Source organism: Cedecea davisae, assembly GCF_044095835.1.
Classification (GTDB): domain Bacteria; phylum Pseudomonadota; class Gammaproteobacteria; order Enterobacterales; family Enterobacteriaceae; genus Cedecea; species Cedecea davisae.
The window spans coordinates 718052-737846 of the sequence record NZ_CP172054.1; the positions used below are offsets into that span (position 1 = coordinate 718052).

At 55.0% G+C, this 19795-nt stretch carries 16 protein-coding genes; 14 read left to right on the plus strand and 2 right to left on the minus strand.

Features of this window, described 5'->3' with window-relative positions:
* Positions 1 to 48 precede the first annotated feature (48 nt).
* The 7 genes from rlmD to queE all read left to right on the plus strand — a co-directional run bounded on the left by rlmD (position 49) and on the right by queE (position 9809).
* Positions 49 to 1362, plus strand: a complete 1314-nt coding sequence (gene rlmD, locus ACG1VR_RS03900; protein ID WP_395491056.1) for a 23S rRNA (uracil(1939)-C(5))-methyltransferase RlmD — start codon at positions 49 to 51, stop codon at positions 1360 to 1362.
* 51 nt (positions 1363 to 1413) lie between these two features.
* Positions 1414 to 3645 (plus strand): GTP diphosphokinase, encoded by a 2232-nt coding sequence (gene relA / locus ACG1VR_RS03905; RefSeq protein WP_016538010.1) that lies wholly within the window; start codon positions 1414 to 1416, stop codon positions 3643 to 3645.
* 119 nt (positions 3646 to 3764) lie between these two features.
* Positions 3765 to 4556, plus strand: coding sequence for a nucleoside triphosphate pyrophosphohydrolase (gene mazG / locus ACG1VR_RS03910; protein ID WP_216374297.1), 792 nt, complete (start codon positions 3765 to 3767; stop codon positions 4554 to 4556).
* 225 nt (positions 4557 to 4781) lie between these two features.
* On the plus strand, positions 4782 to 6419 hold the full coding sequence (pyrG, locus tag ACG1VR_RS03915) for a glutamine hydrolyzing CTP synthase (RefSeq protein ID WP_016538008.1): 1638 nt from the start codon (positions 4782 to 4784) through the stop codon (positions 6417 to 6419).
* A gap of 86 nt (positions 6420 to 6505) precedes the next feature.
* Positions 6506 to 7810 carry a phosphopyruvate hydratase gene (gene eno / locus ACG1VR_RS03920; protein ID WP_016538007.1) on the plus strand — a complete coding sequence of 435 codons (1305 nt, stop codon included), beginning with the start codon at positions 6506 to 6508 and terminating at the stop codon, positions 7808 to 7810.
* A gap of 169 nt (positions 7811 to 7979) precedes the next feature.
* Complete coding sequence (adhP, locus tag ACG1VR_RS03925) at positions 7980 to 8996, plus strand: alcohol dehydrogenase AdhP (protein WP_395490257.1); 1017 nt, start codon at positions 7980 to 7982, stop codon at positions 8994 to 8996.
* A 141-nt stretch (positions 8997 to 9137) separates the two neighbouring features.
* Entirely contained in the window at positions 9138 to 9809 is a 672-nt protein-coding gene (gene queE / locus ACG1VR_RS03930; RefSeq protein WP_039898739.1) for a 7-carboxy-7-deazaguanine synthase QueE, read from the plus strand.
* A gap of 29 nt (positions 9810 to 9838) precedes the next feature.
* On the opposite strand, the gene queD is transcribed toward queE, so the two are convergent.
* Positions 9839 to 10201, minus strand: a complete 363-nt coding sequence (queD, locus tag ACG1VR_RS03935; RefSeq protein ID WP_016538004.1) for a 6-carboxytetrahydropterin synthase QueD — start codon at positions 10199 to 10201, stop codon at positions 9839 to 9841.
* 302 nt (positions 10202 to 10503) lie between these two features.
* On the opposite strand from queD, the gene cysJ reads away from it, so the two are divergent.
* The 3 genes from cysJ to cysH all read left to right on the plus strand — a co-directional run bounded on the left by cysJ (position 10504) and on the right by cysH (position 15027).
* Positions 10504 to 12315: an NADPH-dependent assimilatory sulfite reductase flavoprotein subunit gene (gene cysJ, locus ACG1VR_RS03940; protein WP_395490258.1), complete on the plus strand. Its 1812-nt coding sequence runs from the start codon at positions 10504 to 10506 to the stop codon at positions 12313 to 12315.
* Positions 12315 to 14027 (plus strand): assimilatory sulfite reductase (NADPH) hemoprotein subunit, encoded by a 1713-nt coding sequence (cysI, locus tag ACG1VR_RS03945; protein WP_395490259.1) that lies wholly within the window; start codon positions 12315 to 12317, stop codon positions 14025 to 14027. Before cysJ ends, cysI begins: the two co-directional genes overlap by 1 nt.
* A 268-nt stretch (positions 14028 to 14295) precedes the next feature.
* Positions 14296 to 15027, plus strand: coding sequence for a phosphoadenosine phosphosulfate reductase (cysH, locus tag ACG1VR_RS03950; RefSeq protein ID WP_395490260.1), 732 nt, complete (start codon positions 14296 to 14298; stop codon positions 15025 to 15027).
* Positions 15028 to 15062: 35 nt separating this feature from the next.
* Here cysH and ACG1VR_RS03955 read toward each other — a convergent pair whose 3' ends face one another.
* Positions 15063 to 16103 (minus strand): aminopeptidase, encoded by a 1041-nt coding sequence (locus ACG1VR_RS03955; RefSeq protein ID WP_395490261.1) that lies wholly within the window; start codon positions 16101 to 16103, stop codon positions 15063 to 15065.
* Between the two features lie 280 nt (positions 16104 to 16383).
* Here ACG1VR_RS03955 and cysD point away from each other — a divergent pair, with 280 nt between their 5' ends.
* Genes cysD through ACG1VR_RS03975 form a run of 4 tightly spaced genes read left to right on the plus strand, consistent with a single transcriptional unit; the run spans position 16384 to position 19710 of the window.
* Positions 16384 to 17292 (plus strand): sulfate adenylyltransferase subunit CysD, encoded by a 909-nt coding sequence (gene cysD, locus ACG1VR_RS03960; RefSeq protein ID WP_016537999.1) that lies wholly within the window; start codon positions 16384 to 16386, stop codon positions 17290 to 17292.
* Positions 17293 to 17303: 11 nt separating this feature from the next.
* A complete protein-coding gene (gene cysN / locus ACG1VR_RS03965; protein ID WP_016537998.1) occupies positions 17304 to 18731 on the plus strand; it encodes a sulfate adenylyltransferase subunit CysN in 1428 nt (475 codons plus the stop codon).
* On the plus strand, positions 18731 to 19336 hold the full coding sequence (gene cysC, locus ACG1VR_RS03970) for an adenylyl-sulfate kinase (protein WP_227318192.1): 606 nt from the start codon (positions 18731 to 18733) through the stop codon (positions 19334 to 19336). The genes cysN and cysC overlap by 1 nt, the downstream gene beginning before the upstream one ends.
* A gap of 50 nt (positions 19337 to 19386) precedes the next feature.
* A complete protein-coding gene (locus ACG1VR_RS03975; RefSeq protein WP_039899424.1) occupies positions 19387 to 19710 on the plus strand; it encodes a DUF3561 family protein in 324 nt (107 codons plus the stop codon).
* Positions 19711 to 19795: the final 85 nt, after the last annotated feature.

Consider the following 19795-nt stretch of genomic DNA (forward strand, 5'->3'; position numbering starts at 1 on the left):
GGGACAATAAAAGCAACAGTGACATTTGAGAACACATCTACTTACATCATGGCGCAATTCTACTCTGCAAAGCGACGCGATACGAATCGTGAATTATTAACCGTGACCGTTAACGACCTCGACCCGTTTGGGCAGGGCGTCGCTCGCCATAAAGGCAAGACGCTGTTTATCCGCGCGGCCTTACCCGGCGAGCAGGTTGAAGTCCGGATAACTGAAGACAAGCGTAGCTACGCTCAGGCCGAGGTAAAGCGCCGCCTGAGCGATAGCCCCGATCGCGTTAAGCCGCGCTGCCCGCATTTTGGCGTATGCGGTGGCTGCCAGCAGCAGCACGCGAGTATCGCCCTACAGCAGGAAGCAAAATCCAAAGCGCTTGGCCGCATGATGGGCGAACGTGACCTGCCTCGCCCGGTGGACGAAGTGATTTCCGCCAGCCCGTGGGGATATCGCCGTCGTGCCCGGCTGGGGTTGAATTATCATCTTCGCACACAGACCTTACAGATGGGTTTTCGTAAGGCGAGCGACAAAGAGCTGGTTGACGTTCACCACTGCCCCGTTCTGGCGCCCCCACTTGAAGCATTACTTGAACCTTTACGTCTTTGCTTGTCTGAATTAAGTATTGTGAAGCGGTTAGGCCATGTCGAGCTGGTACTGGCGGATAACGGGCCGCTGATGGTGCTGCGTCATTTAGCGCCGCTCAGCGCCGGTGACCGACAAAAACTGGAACAGTTCTCGCATTCCCTTGGCGTTGCGCTCTACCTCGCCCCGGACAGCGACACGCTGGAGCCGCTGACGGATGAGCAGCCCTGGTATGACTCAGACGGGCTACGCTTATGCTTTAGCCCGCGCGATTTTATTCAGGTTAACGATGAAGTTAACCAGCTGATGGTGGCCCGGGCGATTGAATGGCTGGATGTTCAGCCCGGCGACAGGGTGCTGGATTTGTTCTGCGGAATGGGGAATTTTACCCTGCCGTTGGCAAAACGAGCCGCCGCGGTCGTGGGCGTTGAAGGCGTTGCTGCGCTGGTGGAGAAAGGTGAATATAATGCTCAGCGTAATTCGCTGAAAAATGTCACATTCTTCCACGAAAACCTGGAGGATGACGTTACGCGTCAGCCGTGGGCCGCGCAGGGTTTTACTAAAATATTGCTCGACCCGGCCCGTGCCGGTGCGCCGGGCGTAATGCAGCATATTATTAAGCTGGCGCCTAGCCGGGTGGTGTACGTTTCCTGCAACCCCACCACGCTCGCGCGTGATAGCGCTGCGTTACTGGCAGCCGGTTACCAAATCAGGCAGCTGGCGATGCTCGACATGTTCCCCCACACCGGGCATCTGGAGTCTATGGCGCTCTTTGAGCGTAATTAAAGCGGTTAATCAGGCTGGTTTGCCTGAATTTTGGCCCGACAGGAGAGGATAATGGTTGCGGTAAGAAGTGCACATCTCAACAAAGCTGGCGAATTTGCGCCCGAAAAATGGATTGCAAGCCTCGGGATTTCCAACCAGCAGTCGTGTGAACGCTTAGCCGAAACCTGGGCGTATTGTGAGCGCCAGACCAAAGGCCATCCTGATGCCGAGCTGCTGCTGTGGCGCGGTGTTGAAATGGTCGAAATCCTCTCGATGCTGAGTATGGATAACGACACCCTGCGCGCGGCGCTGCTGTTCCCGCTGGCGGACGCGGGCGTCGTTAGCGAAGAGGTGATGCTGGAAAATATCGGCAAGCAGGTGGTGACGCTTATCCACGGCGTGCGCGATATGGACGCGATTCGCCATCTTAAAGCGACCCACACGGACTCCGTTTCCTCAGACCAGGTGGATAACGTCCGCCGCATGCTGCTGGCGATGGTGGATGATTTCCGCTGCGTGGTCATCAAACTTGCCGAACGTATTGCGCATCTGCGAGAAGTGAAGGACGCGCCGGAAGACGAACGCGTGCTGGCGGCCAAAGAGTGTACCAATATCTATGCGCCGCTCGCTAACCGACTGGGCATCGGCCAGCTCAAGTGGGAGCTGGAAGATTACTGCTTCCGCTACCTGCACCCGGATGAATACAAGCGCATTGCCCAGTTGCTGCACGAACGCCGTATCGATCGCGAACACTACATCGATGATTTTGTGGCTGGGCTGCGCAGTTCGATGAAAGAAGAGGGCGTGAAAGCCGAAGTTTATGGCCGCCCAAAACATATCTACAGCATCTGGCGCAAAATGCAGAAAAAGCATCTGGCGTTTGATGAACTGTTTGACGTGCGCGCGGTGCGTATCGTCGCCGAGCGCCTGCAAGACTGCTACGCGGCGTTGGGTATTGTGCATACGCATTTCCGCCACCTGCCGGACGAGTTCGACGACTACGTTGCGAACCCCAAACCCAACGGCTACCAGTCGATTCATACCGTGGTGCTTGGCCCGAACGGCAAGACGATTGAAATCCAGATCCGTACCCGGCAGATGCACGAAGAGTCGGAGCTGGGCGTTGCCGCGCACTGGAAGTACAAAGAAGGGAACGCGCGCAGCGGCAGCTCCGGTTATGAAGATCGCATTGCCTGGCTGCGTAAGCTGATTGCCTGGCAGGAAGAGATGTCCGACTCCGGCGAGATGCTCGACGAAGTTCGCAGCCAGGTGTTCGACGATCGGGTTTACGTGTTTACCCCGAAAGGTGACGTTGTGGACCTGCCCGCTGGCTCCACGCCGCTCGACTTTGCCTATCACATCCACAGTGATGTTGGTCACCGCTGTATTGGGGCTAAGATTGGCGGGCGTATCGTGCCGTTCACCTACCAGCTGCAAATGGGCGACCAGATTGAGGTCATTACCCAGAAACAGCCAAACCCGAGCCGCGACTGGCTGAACCCTAACCTCGGCTATATCACCACCAGCCGCGGGCGGGCGAAAATCCACAACTGGTTCCGCAAGCAGGACAGAGATAAAAATATTCTCGCCGGTCGTCAGATCCTCGATGACGAAATTGAACACCTGGGAATCAGCCTGAAAGAGGCGGAGAAAACCCTGCTGCCGCGCTACAACTTCAATGAAATTGAAGAGTTACTGGCGGCCATCGGCGGGGGCGACATTCGTCTCAACCAGATGAGTAACTACCTGCAGGCGCAGTTTAATAAGCCAAGCGCCGAAGAGCAGGATGCCGCCGCGCTGCGCCAGTTGAAGCAAAAAACCTACGCTCCACAGTCGCACAGCAGTAAAGATAATGGCCGCGTCGTGGTTGAGGGCGTTGGGAATCTGATGCACCACATTGCGCGCTGCTGCCAGCCGATCCCGGGTGATGAGATTGTCGGCTTTATTACCCAGGGCCGGGGCATTTCGATTCACCGCGCCGACTGTGATCAGCTCGCAGAACTACAGTCTCACGCGCCGGAGCGTATTGTTGATGCAGTCTGGGGCGAAAGCTATTCCAGCGGTTACTCGCTGGTGGTGCGCGTTACGGCCAATGACCGCAGCGGCCTGCTGCGAGACATTACGACTATTCTGGCGAACGAGAAGGTTAACGTGCTGGGCGTCGCCAGCCGCAGCGATACCAAACAGCAGCTGGCAACCATCGATATGACGATCGAAATCTACAATCTACAGGTGCTGGGCCGCGTACTCGGCAAGCTGAACCAGGTGCCGGATATTATCGATGCCCGCAGGCTGCACGGCTAATTTATTGCCCCTCACTCCGCTCCTCTTCCCGGAGGAGCGGAGGCGAGCAATTCTACTCGATCCAGCCTCCTCTCCCTTTAGGGAGGGGTCTGGGTGAGGGTAAAAAACAAGGAATGATAATGACTCAAATCGACCGCCTGCTCGGCATCATGCAGCGCCTGCGTGATCCTGAAAACGGCTGCCCGTGGGATCGCGAGCAGACATTCGCCACCATTGCCCCCCACACCCTCGAAGAAACCTATGAAGTGCTCGACGCTATCAACCGCGAAGATTTTGACGATCTGCGCGGCGAGCTTGGCGATCTGCTGTTCCAGGTGGTGTTTTACGCCCGGATGGCCGAGGAAGAAGATCGTTTTAACTTCGAAGATATCTGCCGGGCAATCAGCGATAAGCTTGAGCGCCGCCATCCGCATATCTTCGCCGACGGCGACGCCGCGACCAGCAGCGAAGTCCTGGCGAAGTGGGAACAGATCAAAATTGAAGAGCGTGCGCAGAAGGCTCAGCACTCGGCGCTGGACGATATTCCCGAAGCGCTTCCGGCGCTGATGCGTGCGCAAAAAATCCAGAAACGCTGCTCCAATGTCGGTTTTGACTGGACCACGCTGGGCCCGGTGCTGGATAAAGTTCACGAAGAGATCGACGAAGTCATGTTTGAAGCAAAACAGGCCGTCGTGGATGAAGCCAAACTGGAAGAAGAAGTTGGCGATTTACTGTTCGCTACCGTCAATCTGGCCCGCCATTTAGGCACCAAAGCGGAAGTCGCATTGCAAAAAGCTAACCGGAAATTTGAAGCACGTTTTCGGAAAGTGGAGGCGATTGTTGCCGCCCAGGGCCTGGCAATGGAGCAGGCGGGACTGGAAGTTATGGAAAATGCGTGGCAAGAAGTGAAACGCCAGGAAACTGATATCTAAAGCGTTTTTGCTACCAAACGCACTTTCTGGCGCTTTCTATTTAACAAGCGCTTGATTTACGTCAAAAACATTTATTGCAGTCAGGCTATTTTCTTAGCCTGACTGTGGTGCCGGATTGAAATCCGCGGAACAGAATGAATGTTTGTGGCGCCCATGCTGTTCGGGTATACTACTTTCCCGTCCTGGTTATTCCATCGTCTTTAAACCTAACTTCTCAGGTTCAGCATGACAACGAACTATATTTTTGTGACCGGCGGGGTCGTATCCTCTCTGGGTAAAGGCATTGCCGCAGCCTCCCTCGCAGCTATTCTTGAAGCCCGTGGCCTCAACGTATCCATCATGAAACTCGATCCGTACATCAACGTCGATCCGGGTACCATGAGCCCTATCCAGCATGGGGAAGTGTTCGTTACAGAAGACGGCGCTGAAACCGACCTCGATTTGGGTCACTACGAGCGTTTTATCCGTAACAAGATGAGCCGCCGTAACAACTTCACCACCGGCCGTATCTACTCTGACGTACTGCGTAAAGAGCGCCGTGGTGACTATCTTGGCGCGACCGTGCAGGTTATCCCGCACATCACCAACGCCATTAAAGAACGTATTCTGGAAGGTGGCGAAGGTCACGACGTGGTGCTGGTAGAAATCGGCGGCACCGTCGGCGACATCGAATCCCTGCCGTTCCTTGAAGCGATTCGCCAGATGGCGGTAGAAGTGGGCCGCGAGCACACCCTCTACATGCATCTGACGCTGGTGCCTTACATGGCCGCAGCCGGTGAAGTGAAAACCAAGCCGACCCAGCACTCCGTTAAAGAACTGCTCTCCATTGGTATCCAGCCAGACGTGCTTATCTGCCGTTCAGACCGTGTCGTACCGGCTAACGAACGCGCCAAGATTGCATTGTTCTGTAACGTCCCGGAGAAAGCGGTAATCTCTCTGAAAGACGTCGATTCTATCTATAAAATTCCAGGCCTGTTGAAATCACAGGGGCTGGACGATTATATTTGTAAACGATTCAGCTTGAACGCGCCTGAAGCCAATCTGGCTGAATGGGAACAGGTTATCTACGAAGAAGCTAACCCAACGGGCGAAATCACCATCGGTATGGTCGGCAAGTATATTGAACTGCCGGATGCCTATAAGTCGGTGATTGAAGCGCTGAAGCACGGCGGGCTGAAAAATCGTCTGACCGTGAACATCAAGCTGATTGATTCGCAGGATGTTGAAACCCGCGGCGTAGAGCTGCTGAAAGGCCTGGATGCTATCCTTATCCCTGGCGGTTTCGGCTATCGCGGCGTTGAGGGCAAAATCGCCACCGCGCGCTATGCCCGTGAAAACAACATCCCTTATCTGGGCATTTGCCTGGGTATGCAGGTCGCGCTTATCGAGTTCGCTCGTAACGTGGCGGGTATGGCTAACGCCAACTCCACCGAATTTGTGCCAGACTGTAAGTACCCTGTGGTTGCGCTGATAACCGAGTGGCGCGATGAAGAAGGCAACGTAGAAGTTCGCAGCGAGAAGAGCGATTTAGGCGGCACCATGCGCCTGGGTGGTCAGCCTTGCCAGCTGAGCGACGACAGCCTGGTTCGTCAGATGTACGGTGAGTCGACTATCGTTGAACGCCATCGCCATCGCTATGAAGTCAACAACATGCTGTTGAAACCGATTGAAGCAGCTGGTTTACGTGTTGCAGGTCGTTCCGGTGATGACCAACTGGTGGAAATCATTGAGGTGCCAAATCATCCGTGGTTTGTTGCCTGCCAGTTCCACCCGGAATTCACTTCGACTCCGCGCGACGGGCACCCACTGTTTGCAGGCTTCGTGAAAGCCGCCGGTGAGTACCAGAAACGCCAGGCGAAGTAAGCAGAGTTAGAACGGCAACGCGCGATATCATCGCGCGTTGTTTGTCTGGAGTTTTAGTTTAACGTTGTGACTTGAGGAAAACCTATATGTCCAAAATTGTGAAAGTGATCGGTCGTGAAATCATCGACTCCCGCGGTAACCCGACTGTTGAAGCCGAAGTTCACCTGGAAGGCGGTTTCGTAGGTCTGGCTGCTGCTCCATCAGGTGCTTCTACCGGTTCCCGCGAAGCTCTGGAACTGCGCGATGGCGACAAATCTCGTTTCATGGGTAAAGGCGTACTGAAAGCTGTTGCTGCTGTTAACGGCCCGATCGCTGAAGCCGTGCTTGGCAAAGATGCTAAAGACCAGGCTAACATCGATAAGATCATGATCGACCTCGATGGTACCGAGAACAAATCCAAGTTTGGCGCTAACGCCATCCTGGCTGTTTCTCTGGCTGCTGCTAAAGCTGCTGCTGCCTCTAAAGGCCTGCCGCTGTATGCACACATCGCTGAACTGAACGGCACTCCGGGCAAATACTCTATGCCTCTGCCTATGATGAACATCATCAACGGCGGCGAACACGCTGACAACAACGTTGATATCCAGGAGTTCATGATCCAGCCTGTTGGCGCGAAAACCCTGAAAGAAGCGGTACGCATCGGTTCTGAAGTTTTCCATAACCTGGCTAAAGTTCTGAAATCCAAAGGCATGAACACTGCTGTTGGTGACGAAGGCGGCTACGCGCCTAACCTGGGTTCTAACGCAGAAGCGCTGGCTGTAATCGCTGAAGCGGTTAAAGCAGCAGGCTACGAGCTGGGTAAAGACGTTACTCTGGCTATGGACTGTGCGGCTTCTGAATTCTACAAAGACGGTAAATACGTTCTGGCCGGCGAAGGCAACAAAGCGTTTACCTCTGAAGAGTTCACTCACTTCCTGGAAAACCTGACCAAAGATTACCCAATCGTTTCTATCGAAGACGGTCTGGACGAATCTGACTGGGCTGGTTTCGCATACCAGACCAAAGTACTGGGCGACAAAATCCAGCTGGTTGGTGACGATCTGTTCGTAACCAACACCAAGATCCTGAAAGAAGGTATCGAAAAAGGTATCGTTAACTCCATCCTGATCAAATTCAACCAGATCGGTTCCCTGACCGAAACTCTGGCTGCAATTAAAATGGCGAAAGATGCTGGCTACACCGCAGTTATCTCTCACCGTTCAGGCGAAACCGAAGACGCTACCATTGCCGACCTGGCTGTTGGTACCGCTGCAGGCCAGATCAAAACCGGTTCTATGAGCCGTTCTGACCGTGTTGCTAAATACAACCAGCTGATTCGTATCGAAGAAGCTCTGGCAGCACAAGGTACTCCAGCACCGTTCAACGGTCTGAAAGAAGTTAAAGGTCAGTAATTTCTTACTGCCTCTTTAGGTTCTGATAAAAACCCGCTTCGGCGGGTTTTTTTTCGCCTGAATGTTAAAACCTTTCACATCAAATGCTTAATTAAATCTTATCGGTTGCGCCCGCTTGCAGACCAGGCCAGGCTAAGTGGGTCATTAACTACAGGTCAGGAGACCGCCCATGAAAGCTGCCGTTGTAAGCAAGGATCATTCCGTAGAGATTATCGACAAGCCAATGCGCGCCCTGGCGCACGGTGAAGCGTTGCTAACGATGGAATGCTGTGGCGTTTGCCACACCGATTTACATGTTAAGAATGGTGATTTTGGCGATGTAACCGGGACAACCCTGGGACATGAAGGAATTGGTATCGTTAAGGCCATCGGGCCTGGCGTTGCTTCGCTGAAGGTCGGCGACCGCGCAAGCGTGGCCTGGTTCTTCCGGGGATGCGGGCACTGCGAATACTGTAACTCTGGCAATGAAACCCTGTGCCGCAGCGTAACCAACGCTGGTTACACCGTCGATGGCGGCATGGCGGAAGAGTGTATTGTAGTTGCCGACTATGCTGTAAAAGTACCGGACGGCTTAGCTTCAGCGGAAGCCAGCAGCATCACCTGCGCCGGAGTGACCACTTATAAAGCGGTGAAAGTTTCCCATATTAAACCGGGCCAATGGATTGCGATTTACGGTCTTGGTGGTTTGGGTAACCTTGCGCTGCAATACGCTAAAAATGTGTTTAACGCCAAAGTTATTGCTATCGACGTCAACGACGCTCAGCTTGAATTTGCCAAAGAGAGCGGGGCGGATCTGGTGATTAACTCGCGTAATGAAGACGCGGCAAAAATTATTCAGGAGAAAACCGGCGGTGCGCACGCTGCCGTGGTTACTGCGGTTGCTAAAGCGGCGTTCAACTCTGCTGTGGATGCGGTTCGCGCGGGTGCACGTATTGTTGCCGTTGGCCTGCCGCCTGAGTCGATGAGCCTGAACATCCCTCGCCTGGTGCTGGACGGCATTGAAGTAGTGGGTTCTCTGGTCGGCACTCGTCAGGACCTCACCGAAGCCTTCCAGTTTGCGGCTGAAGGGAAAGTGACGCCGAAGGTAACGCTGCGCCCGTTGGAAGACATCAATACCATTTTCCATGAGATGGAGAGCGGAAAAATCAAAGGCCGTATGGTGATTGATTTTAAATGTAAAAAATAGCGCAGAAGGCCGGGGTAACCCCGGCCTTCTGTTAGATATTCGATTCCCTTCTGTACCTGCTGCGCCCCGCAGCCGCATTAGGCATGATCTCAATCGCCAGTTCTGCGATAATTACTTTTTGTGACTATGACTGAGATAATTATGCAGTACCCGATTAACGAGATGTTCCAGACCCTGCAAGGGGAAGGCTATTTTACCGGCGTGCCGGCCATTTTTATTCGCCTGCAAGGTTGCCCGGTAGGCTGCGCCTGGTGCGACACCAAACACACCTGGGATAAGCTCGCGGATCGTGAAGTTTCGCTGTTCAGCATCCTGGCAAAAACCAAAGAAAGCGATAAATGGGGCGCGGGCAGCGCCGAAGATCTGCTGGCCGTTATTGGCCGCCAGGGCTACACCGCACGCCACGTCGTGATAACCGGCGGCGAGCCTTGCATTCACGACCTGACCCCGCTAACGGAACTGCTGGAGAAAAACGGTTTTAGCTGCCAGATAGAAACCAGCGGTACGCATGAAGTCCGCTGTAGCGCCAACACCTGGGTGACGGTTTCCCCGAAGGTGAACATGCGCGGCGGCTACGACATCCTGTCTCAGGCGCTGGAACGCGCGGATGAAATCAAACATCCGGTGGGCCGCATGCGTGATATTGAAGCGCTGGATGACCTGCTGGCGACGCTGACGGATGAAAAGAGCCGTATTATCGCGCTTCAGCCGATAAGCCAGAAAGAAGATGCTACGCGCCTGTGCATCGAAACCTGTATTGCCCGCAACTGGCGGCTGTCGATGCAGACGCACAAATACCTGAATATCGCATAGTAAAAAGGCACCGTCTGGTGCCTTTCTTTTTACCCGCGGTAGACGCAGCCAGCGGTGCAGGTTTCTTTAATCATCACCGCGCTGAGCAGCGGCATAACGGGCTTCATCTGATCCCAAATCCATTTTGCCAACACTTCGCTGGTTGGATTTTCCAGCCCCGGAATATCGTTCAGATAATAGTGATCGAGGCGATCGTAAGTTGGCTTAAATGCCGCTTTCAACTCGGAGAAGTCGATTATCCAGCCGGTATGCGGATCCACCTCGCCGGTAATTTCCAGGCGCACCATAAAGGAGTGGCCGTGCAGGCGACCGCATTTGTGGCCTTCCGGTACATTGGGCAGGTGGTGAGCGGCTTCGAAGGTAAAATCTTTAAACAGGGTGGTGGACATCATTCAACTCTCTGGAATTCGAAAAACCGCAGCATGATAGCGGAATAGGTTATTTTTCGCATTAACTAAACCCGGCATCGGGCGGCTACGCTGTGTAACCAACGGTTAACTGGCGAAAACCCCTTTGTCATCAGTTAGTTAATTAATCGCTTTTAACACTATGATTTACCTGAAAAAACGATTAGTCGTTTTAGTTATTTATTATTTCCATCCCTTCTTTAATTGTTGATAACCTGCTGGTTAACCTTGACTCATTACAGTCTGTAAGCCCTTTTTTTGCCTTTGCTACTGGAAGCTAAATACGCATGACAACTCAGGCCCCACCGAGCGCTTTACTGCCGCTCACTCCGGACCAGCTGGCGCGCCTTCAGGCGGCGACCACTGATTTTTCAACCACCCAACTGGCCTGGTTGTCCGGCTATTTCTGGGGAATGATTAACCAGCAGCCGGGTGCGGTTGCGGGCGTAGCGGCCCCGGCCCCGGCGGCTGAGGCTCCGGCCATCACGCTGATTTCCGCCTCGCAGACGGGCAACGCGCGCCGCGTGAGCGAGCAGCTGCGTGATGATTTACTGGCGGCCAAACTGAACGTCAATCTGGTTAATGCTGGCGACTATAAATTCAAACAAATTGCCCAGGAAAAACTGCTGATTGTCGTGAGCTCAACTCAGGGTGAAGGGGAGCCGCCGGAAGAAGCCGTTGCCCTGCACAAATTCCTGTTCTCGAAAAAAGCGCCAAAACTCGACGGCACCGCGTTTGCGGTCTTTGGCCTCGGCGACAGCTCTTACGAATTCTTCTGCCAGTCAGGTAAAGACTTCGACAGTAAGCTGGCCGAGCTGGGCGGGGAACGCCTGCTGGAGAGAGTTGATACCGACGTGGAATATCAGCCTGCCGCGCAGGAATGGCGTGGCAAAATCGTTGAGCTACTGAAGTCTCGCGTTCCTGCCGAAACCCCCGCGCAGGCTGCGGCCACGGCGAGCGGAGCAAGCAATGAAATTTTCACCAGCCCCTACAGCAAAGAATCGCCGCTAACCGCCACGCTTGCAGTTAACCAGAAAATTACCGGCCGCGATTCCGATAAAGACGTGCGCCACGTCGAAATCGATCTTGGCGATTCCGGCTTGCGCTACCAGCCCGGCGATGCGCTTGGCGTCTGGTATCAAAACGATCCTGCGTTAGTCAAAGAGTTGACCGAATTGCTGTGGCTGAAGGGCGATGAAAGCGTCACCGTTGGCGGTAAAACGCTGCCGCTGAGCGAAGCCCTGCAATGGCACTTCGAGCTGACGGTAAACACCGCCAATATTGTGGAGAACTACGCTCAGTTGACCCGCAACCCCGCGCTGCTGGAGCTGGTGGGTGATAAAGCGAAATTACAGCACTATGCTCAAACTACGCCGATTGTGGATATGGCGCGTTATGCGCCAGCCGAACTGACGGCTGAGCAGCTTATCGGCCTGCTGCGCCCGCTGACTCCACGCCTCTATTCTATCGCTTCTTCTCAGGCGGAAGCGGAGAGCGAAGTACACATTACCGTCGGCGCGGTACGTTATGAAATTGAAGGGCGCGCCCGCAGCGGCGGGGCTTCTGGCTTCCTGGCCGATCGTCTGGAAGAAGACGGCGAAGTGCGTGTGTTCATCGAGCACAACGACAATTTCCGCCTGCCCGCAAGCCCGGAAACGCCGGTCATCATGATTGGGCCCGGTACCGGCATCGCGCCGTTCCGCGCTTTTATTCAGCAGCGCGACAGCGAAGGCGCCAGCGGCAAGAACTGGTTGTTCTTCGGCAACCCGCACTTTACCGAAGATTTTCTCTACCAGGTGGAGTGGCAGCGCTACGTTAAAGACGGCCTGCTGACCAACATAGACCTGGCCTGGTCCCGCGACCAGCAGCATAAAATATACGTACAAGACAAACTGCGCGAGAAAGGCGCGGAACTGTGGAGCTGGATTCAGGAAGGCGCCCACATTTATGTCTGCGGCGACGCCAATCGCATGGCGAAGGACGTTGAGCAGGCTTTACTGGAAGTGGTTTCCGTCCACGGTGGCATGGACACCGAAGCGGCGGATGAGTTTTTAAGTGAGCTGCGCGTTGAGCGCCGTTATCAGCGAGATGTCTACTAATGAGCGAAAAACACCCTGGCCCTCTGGTGGTCGAAGGAAAACTGGTTGACGCCGAACGGCTGAAACGCGATAGCGATTTCCTGCGCGGCACAATTAAAGAAGACCTGCAGGACGGCCTGACCGGCGGTTTTAACGGCGATAACTTCCTGCTGATCCGCTTTCACGGCATGTACCAGCAGGATGACCGCGACATTCGCGCCGAGCGTGCTGAACAAAAGCTGGAGCCGCGTCACGCGATGATGCTGCGCTGCCGTCTGCCGGGGGGGATTATCACCACTCAGCAGTGGCAGGCTATTGATAAGTTTGCCGAAGATAAAACTATCTACGGCAGCATTCGCCTGACCAACCGCCAGACTTTCCAGTTCCACGGCATTCTGAAAAAGAACGTGAAACCGGCGCATGAAATGCTGCATGAAGTCGGGCTGGACGCCCTGGCAACCGCCAATGACGTAAACCGTAACGTGCTTTGTACTTCTAATCCGGTGGAGTCCGAACTGCATCAGGAAGCTTACGAATGGGCGAAGAAACTCTCCGAGCACCTTCTGCCGCGTACTCGCGCCTATGCGGAAATCTGGTGGGATAAAGAAAAAGTCGCCACCACCGACGAAGAGCCGATCCTGGGGGCAACTTATCTGCCGCGTAAGTTCAAAACGACGGTGGTTATCCCGCCGCAGAATGACGTGGATCTGCACGCCAACGACATGAACTTTATCGCCATTGCTGAAAACGGCAAACTGGTAGGGTTTAACCTGCTGGTCGGCGGCGGTCTTTCGATTGAGCACGGCAACAAAAATACCTACGCCCGCACCGCGAGCGAGTTTGGCTATATTCCGCTGGAGCACACGCTGGCGGTAGCAGAAGCCGTGGTAACAACCCAGCGTGACTGGGGAAACCGTACCGACCGTAAAAATGCCAAGACCAAATACACCCTTGAGCGCGTTGGCGTGGATGTGTTTAAGGCCGAGGTGGAGCGCCGGGCCGGCATCAAGTTTGAAGCGACCCGAGCCTACGAATTTACCGGCCGCGGCGACCGTATCGGCTGGGTAAAAGGCATTGATGATAAATGGCACCTGACGCTGTTTATCGAAAATGGCCGTATTCTCGATTACCCGGATCGCCCGCTGAAAACCGGCCTGCTGAAAATAGCTCAGATCCACAAAGGCGACTTCCGCCTGACCGCGAATCAGAACCTGATCGTCGCGGGCGTGCCGGAAAGCGAAAAAGCTAAAATTGAGAAGCTGGCAACCGTGCACGGCCTGATGAATGCGGTCACGCCTCAGCGTGAAAACTCAATGGCCTGCGTGGCGTTTCCAACCTGCCCGCTGGCGATGGCTGAGGCCGAACGCTTCCTGCCGGAGTTCGTTACCAAAGTCGAGCAGGTGCTGGACAAACACAACGTACCGGATGAGCACATTGTGACGCGAGTTACCGGCTGCCCGAACGGCTGTGGCCGCGCGTTGCTGGCGGAAATTGGCCTGGTGGGTAAAGCGCCAGGGCGCTATAACCTGCACGTTGGCGGCAACCGCATCGGGACGAGAATTCCGCGTATGTACCGTGAAAACATTACCGAGCCGGAGATCCTCAGTTCAATTGATGAGCTGGTAGGCCGCTGGGCGAAAGAGCGTGAGGCCGATGAAGGCTTTGGTGATTTCACCGTGCGCGCCGGGATTGTTCGCCCCGTGCTCGATCCTGCCAGAGATTTGTGGGACTAGTTTTTCCCCTCACCCTAACCCTCTCCCCAAAGGGGCGAGGGGATAATTCGGTTTTCCCCTCAGCCCAAAGGGGCGAGGGGATAATTCGGTTTTCCCCTCAGCCCAAAGGGGCGAGGGAATAATTCGATTTCCCCCTCAGCCCAAAGGGGCGAGGGAATAATTCGATTTCCCCCTCAGCCCAAAGGGGCGAGGGAATAATTCGATTTCCCCCTCTCCCTTCCAGGGAGAGGGCCGGGGTGAGGGTCATCTATCACTAAGCGAGGCACGTATGTCCGGACTCGATTTAAAAGCGCTGAACGAACTGCCAAAGGTTGAGCGCGTAATGGCGCTCGCCGGGGTGAACGCTCAACTGGAAAAACTCAGCGCTCAGGAGCGCGTTAGCTGGGCGCTGGACAATCTGCCCGGCGAGTTCGTTCTCTCCTCGAGCTTTGGTATCCAGGCTGCGGTTTGTCTTCATCTTGTTACCCGGCAGCGCCCGGATATTCCCGTCATTCTTACCGATACCGGCTACCTGTTCCCGGAAACTTATCAGTTTATCGATGAGCTGACCGAGAAGCTGAAGCTGAATCTACAGGTGTTCCGGGCGGCAGAAAGCCCTGCGTGGCAGGAAGCGCGTTACGGCAAACTGTGGGAGCAGGGCGTGGAAGGTATTGAACGCTATAACGACATCAACAAAGTCGAGCCGATGAACCGCGCAATGGCAACCCTCGGGGCGCAAACCTGGTTTGCCGGCCTGCGTCGTGAACAGTCAGGGAGCCGCGCACACCTGCCGGTGCTGGCGGTGCAGCGTGAAGTGTTTAAAATCCTGCCGATTATCGACTGGGATAACCGTACGGTTTACCAGTATCTAACCGAGCACGGGCTGAAGTACCACCCGCTCTGGGACCAGGGCTATCTGTCGGTTGGCGATACGCATACTACCCGCAAATGGGAGCCGGGCATGGCGGAAGAAGAGACTCGCTTCTTTGGCCTGAAGCGCGAGTGCGGGCTGCACGAGTAAAGCAGCCCTTTACACCAGAAGGGGCGACTAAGAAATTACTTCCCGGCCCCGGATAACTCACTCACCAGCGGCAGCAGGATACGAACGACATCGTGGCTGCGCCGCTTAATTCTCCCCGGCAGGGCTTTATCCAGATATTCCAGGTTATCAATGGTCGCGTTATGCCAGCTGGTGCCGTGCGGGAACGCTTTGTTTTTGCTGCGCTGCTGATAACCATCTTTGGCCCCCAGCAGCCAGTTAGTCGCCTCAACGGTCAGCACCGGGATCCCTGCTTTATCAAAAACCTCTGCGTCGCCGCAGCAGCCGGTGCCTTTCGGGTATTTAACATTCATCCCCGGATTGGTGGCGGCCTGAATACCGGCCCGGTGAGCAATCGTTAAGGCTCTGTCGCGGCTCAGCTTACGCACGGCGGCGGGCGTTGACTGCCCGCTATTGAAGTAGAGTTTATCGCCGACAATCAGGCTATCGAGATTGATCACCAGCAGAGTGTTAGCCTTCTCTTCTTTACTCATGCGCTCAAGGATATTCTTCGCCCCCAGCGAGCCAATTTCTTCGCCGCTGGTTGCAATAAAGCGAATGCCGTAGCGGAGTGGCATATCCTTCATGCGTTCGGCGAGCTCGAGCATGACGCCCAGTCCGGATGCGTTATCGTCAACGCCCTGCAAAGTCAGGCCGCCAAGATTGTTATCGACATCTTTGTCGTTGAGCGGCGTATAGGTGTCCAGGTGCGCCATAATAATTATCTGCTGCGGAAGCTTGCCTTCGCGCGCCGCAATTACGCTGCTGGTACTGACGTTGTGCCAGTTTTGATGCCCTGCTTTGGTGGTGTAGAGATAGCGGGTATTGAACTGGCGAATGTCGCTCTGGTAGCCCCAGGATTTAAACTGTTGCTGAATGTAGTCCGCCGCCAGCATTTCTGCGGGGCTGCCGGTCATTCGGCCGGGAAAATAGGTGGCGATGTGTCTGATTTGCTGGTCGGCGATGTCGCCGGGCTGCGCGGTCTTTGCCACGGCAGAAAAGGTAAAGCACGCGCCCAGCGCCAGGGAAATCACCGAGCAGCGCAATGCGGAAAGCATATTACGTCCTTATTAATCATTCTTGGAGGCGAGTTTTTTCGCGCTATTAGTATGAAACTGTGAGCGAGGTTAAACAATTTCATTTGCTCTTAAACCCCCGAAAAAACGGCCTGTTAAGCACAATTTGTTGTGAGCTTTGCCATGGCGTTATTCCTTTGCGGAACTAGTCATTCCAATTCGTAATTTCATAACAAATAAGCGCAAGACTTATAGTCCCCTTAGATTAAAACTCAGGCGGCTGCCACGACCGGCCGCGGCGTATCTGGCTTAAGGGAAGGTTATGGACCAAAAAAGACTTACTCACTTGCGGCAACTGGAGGCTGAAAGCATCCATATTATCCGCGAGGTCGCCGCCGAATTTTCCAATCCGGTAATGATGTACTCCATCGGTAAAGACTCTTCGGTGATGCTGCATTTGGCCCGTAAAGCGTTCTATCCAGGTACGCTGCCGTTCCCGCTGCTGCACGTAGACACCGGCTGGAAGTTCCGTGAAATGTACGAATTCCGCGACCGCACCGCTAAAGCCTACGGCTGTGAGCTTATCGTTCACCGCAACCCGGAAGGCGTGGCGATGGGGATTAACCCGTTTGTGCACGGCAGCGCCAAACATACCGACATCATGAAAACCGAAGGGCTGAAGCAGGCGCTCAATAAATATGGTTTTGATGCCGCATTTGGTGGCGCTCGTCGTGACGAAGAGAAGTCCCGGGCGAAAGAGCGTATTTACTCCTTCCGCGACCGCTTCCATCGCTGGGACCCGAAAAACCAGCGTCCGGAGCTATGGCACAACTACAACGGTCAGGTTAATAAGGGCGAAAGCATTCGTGTATTCCCGCTCTCTAACTGGACCGAGCTGGATATCTGGCAGTACATCTACCTGGAAAATATCGATATCGTTCCGCTCTATCTCGCCGCGCCGCGCCCGGTGCTGGAGCGTGACGGCATGTTGATGATGATTGACGACGATCGCATCGATCTGCAGCCGGGAGAAGTGATTGAGCAACGTATGGTGCGCTTCCGTACTCTGGGCTGCTGGCCGCTGACCGGCGCGGTTGAGTCTACCGCGCAGACGCTGCCGGAGATAATCGAAGAGATGCTGGTTTCGACGACCAGTGAACGCCAGGGACGCATGATTGACCGCGACCAGGCCGGCTCCATGGAGCTGAAAAAACGCCAGGGTTATTTCTAAGGAGCCGCCAGATGAATACCACTATTGCACAACAAATCGCTGACGAAGGCGGCGTGGAAGCGTACCTGCACGCCCAGCAGCACAAAAGCCTGCTGCGTTTTCTGACCTGCGGCAGCGTTGATGACGGCAAAAGCACCCTGATTGGCCGCCTGCTGCACGACACGCGCCAGATTTATGAAGATCAGCTCTCTTCCTTGCATACCGACAGCAAGCGCCACGGGACGCAGGGCGAAAAGCTCGATCTGGCTTTGCTGGTGGACGGCCTTCAGGCCGAGCGCGAGCAGGGCATAACCATCGATGTCGCCTACCGCTATTTCTCCACTGAAAAGCGCAAATTCATCATCGCCGATACGCCGGGGCACGAGCAGTACACCCGTAATATGGCGACCGGAGCGTCCACCTGTGAGTTGGCGATCCTGCTGATCGATGCCCGTAAAGGCGTATTGGATCAAACCCGTCGCCACAGTTTTATCTCGACGCTGCTGGGGATCAAACATCTGGTGGTGGCTATCAATAAAATGGATCTGGTTGCTTTCAGCGAGCAGACCTTCGAGCAGATCAAACAGGATTACCTCACCTTCGCCCAGCAGCTGCCTGCCGATCTTGATATCCGCTTTGTGCCGCTTTCGGCCCTGGAAGGGGATAACGTTGCAAGCTCGAGCAGCCAGATGCCGTGGTATACCGGCCCGACGCTGCTGCAAGTGCTGGAGACGGTAGAAATTATTCGCGGCGTGGAGCAGCAGCCGATGCGCTTCCCGGTGCAATATGTAAATCGCCCTAATCTGGACTTCCGTGGCTATGCGGGCACTTTAGCCTCCGGCACGGTCAGCGTGGGGCAGCGGGTTAAAGTCCTGCCGTCAGGCGTGGAATCTGCGGTGGCGAGAATCGTTACTTTTGATGGAGATTTGCAACAAGCCAGCGCCGGAGAAGCCATTACCCTGGTGCTGAAAGATGAAATCGATATCAGCCGTGGCGACCTGGTAGTCGACGTAGCCGAACCGCTGGTTGCGGTGCAAAGCGCTAAAGTTGACGTGGTATGGATGGCGGAACAGCCGCTGGTGCCGGGCCAAAGCTTCGACATTAAAATCGCCGGGAAGAAAACCCGCGCTCGCGTCGACAATATTCACTATCAGGTTGAAATCAACTCCCTTACCCAGCGCGTGGTGGAAAGCCTGCCGCTGAACGGCATCGGACTTGTTGACCTGACTTTTGACGAGCCTCTGGTGCTCGACAAATACCAGGCTAACCCGGTGACCGGCGGGCTTATCTTCATTGACCGCCTGAGCAACGTGACCGTGGGAGCCGGTATGGTGCGTGAGCCGCAGGAAGACGTTTATCAGGAGCCTTCGGCTTACAGCGCGTTTGAAATTGAACTTAACGCTCTGGTTCGCCGCCACTTCCCGCACTGGGGCGCGCGTGACCTGCTGGGAGGCAAATAATGGCCGACCATGATGAAAACGTGGTCTGGCATGCGCACCCGGTAACCCGCGAGCAGCGTGAAGCTCTGAATCAGCACCGCGGGGCGGTGCTGTGGTTTACCGGCCTGTCCGGCTCGGGGAAATCAACCGTGGCTGGCGCGCTGGAACAGGCGCTGCATCAGCTTGGCGTTAGCACTTATCTACTTGATGGCGACAATGTGCGTCACGGGTTATGCAGCGACCTGGGTTTTAGCGATGAAGACCGCAAAGAGAATATTCGCCGGGTTGGCGAAGTCGCCGGCCTGATGGTTGACGCTGGGCTGCTGGTGCTGAGTGCGTTTATCTCTCCGCACCGCGCTGAGCGCCAAATGGTGAGGGAGCGAGTAGGGGAAGGGCGCTTTTACGAAGTCTTCGTGGATACGCCGCTGGAGATTTGTGAAACCCGCGATCCGAAGGGCCTCTACAAGAAGGCTCGAGCCGGTGAACTGAAGAATTTTACCGGCATCGACTCGGCGTATGAGGCGCCGTTGGCGGCTGAAATTCACTTAGATGGCGAACAATTAGTAACAAATTTAGTGGCCCAAATATTAGACCTGCTGCGTCGCGACGATATCATCAATTGCTGAAGACGCCCGGAGGCATAACGCTTCCGGCCATCAGGGTTATGAAATCAGTTATGCGCAACGGCACGAATATCGTTATTTCTCAGGCTGAAACCAGCCCGACGGTCGAGGAAACAACCTGGTCACTCCCCGGGGCGTTCATCGGCTTTTTGTCGTGGCTGCTGGCGCTAGGTATTCCCTTTCTGGTGTATGGCCCCAACACGCTTTTCTTCTTCCTCTACACCTGGCCATTTTTCCTGGCGCTGATGCCGGTAGCGGTCGTCGTTGGGATAGCAGTACATTCCCTGCTGCGCGGCAAGCTGTTGTTCAGCTGCTTTGCCACGCTGCTCTGCGTGGCGCTGATGTTCGGCGTTCTGTTCATGTGGCTGATGGGATAGCCGTGCAGAACTGCGTCAAACCGTAACAGACTATTTATGGTCAACGTTAAGCTAAACTTGCTGCAATCGCGCATGCGTTCTCGTT

What these genes read in the sequence shown, in the direction of transcription:
- rlmD (WP_395491056.1), top strand. Translation starts at nt 49, where the DNA reads ATGGCGCAATTCTACTCTGCAAAGCGACGCGATACGAATCGTGAATTA.
- relA (WP_016538010.1), top strand. Translation starts at nt 1,414, where the DNA reads ATGGTTGCGGTAAGAAGTGCACATCTCAACAAAGCTGGCGAATTTGCG.
- mazG (WP_216374297.1), top strand. Translation starts at nt 3,765, where the DNA reads ATGACTCAAATCGACCGCCTGCTCGGCATCATGCAGCGCCTGCGTGAT.
- pyrG (WP_016538008.1), top strand. Translation starts at nt 4,782, where the DNA reads ATGACAACGAACTATATTTTTGTGACCGGCGGGGTCGTATCCTCTCTG.
- eno (WP_016538007.1), top strand. Translation starts at nt 6,506, where the DNA reads ATGTCCAAAATTGTGAAAGTGATCGGTCGTGAAATCATCGACTCCCGC.
- adhP (WP_395490257.1), top strand. Translation starts at nt 7,980, where the DNA reads ATGAAAGCTGCCGTTGTAAGCAAGGATCATTCCGTAGAGATTATCGAC.
- queE (WP_039898739.1), top strand. Translation starts at nt 9,138, where the DNA reads ATGCAGTACCCGATTAACGAGATGTTCCAGACCCTGCAAGGGGAAGGC.
- queD (WP_016538004.1), bottom strand. Translation starts at nt 10,201, where the DNA reads ATGATGTCCACCACCCTGTTTAAAGATTTTACCTTCGAAGCCGCTCAC.
- cysJ (WP_395490258.1), top strand. Translation starts at nt 10,504, where the DNA reads ATGACAACTCAGGCCCCACCGAGCGCTTTACTGCCGCTCACTCCGGAC.
- cysI (WP_395490259.1), top strand. Translation starts at nt 12,315, where the DNA reads ATGAGCGAAAAACACCCTGGCCCTCTGGTGGTCGAAGGAAAACTGGTT.
- cysH (WP_395490260.1), top strand. Translation starts at nt 14,296, where the DNA reads ATGTCCGGACTCGATTTAAAAGCGCTGAACGAACTGCCAAAGGTTGAG.
- ACG1VR_RS03955 (WP_395490261.1), bottom strand. Translation starts at nt 16,103, where the DNA reads ATGCTTTCCGCATTGCGCTGCTCGGTGATTTCCCTGGCGCTGGGCGCG.
- cysD (WP_016537999.1), top strand. Translation starts at nt 16,384, where the DNA reads ATGGACCAAAAAAGACTTACTCACTTGCGGCAACTGGAGGCTGAAAGC.
- cysN (WP_016537998.1), top strand. Translation starts at nt 17,304, where the DNA reads ATGAATACCACTATTGCACAACAAATCGCTGACGAAGGCGGCGTGGAA.
- cysC (WP_227318192.1), top strand. Translation starts at nt 18,731, where the DNA reads ATGGCCGACCATGATGAAAACGTGGTCTGGCATGCGCACCCGGTAACC.
- ACG1VR_RS03975 (WP_039899424.1), top strand. Translation starts at nt 19,387, where the DNA reads ATGCGCAACGGCACGAATATCGTTATTTCTCAGGCTGAAACCAGCCCG.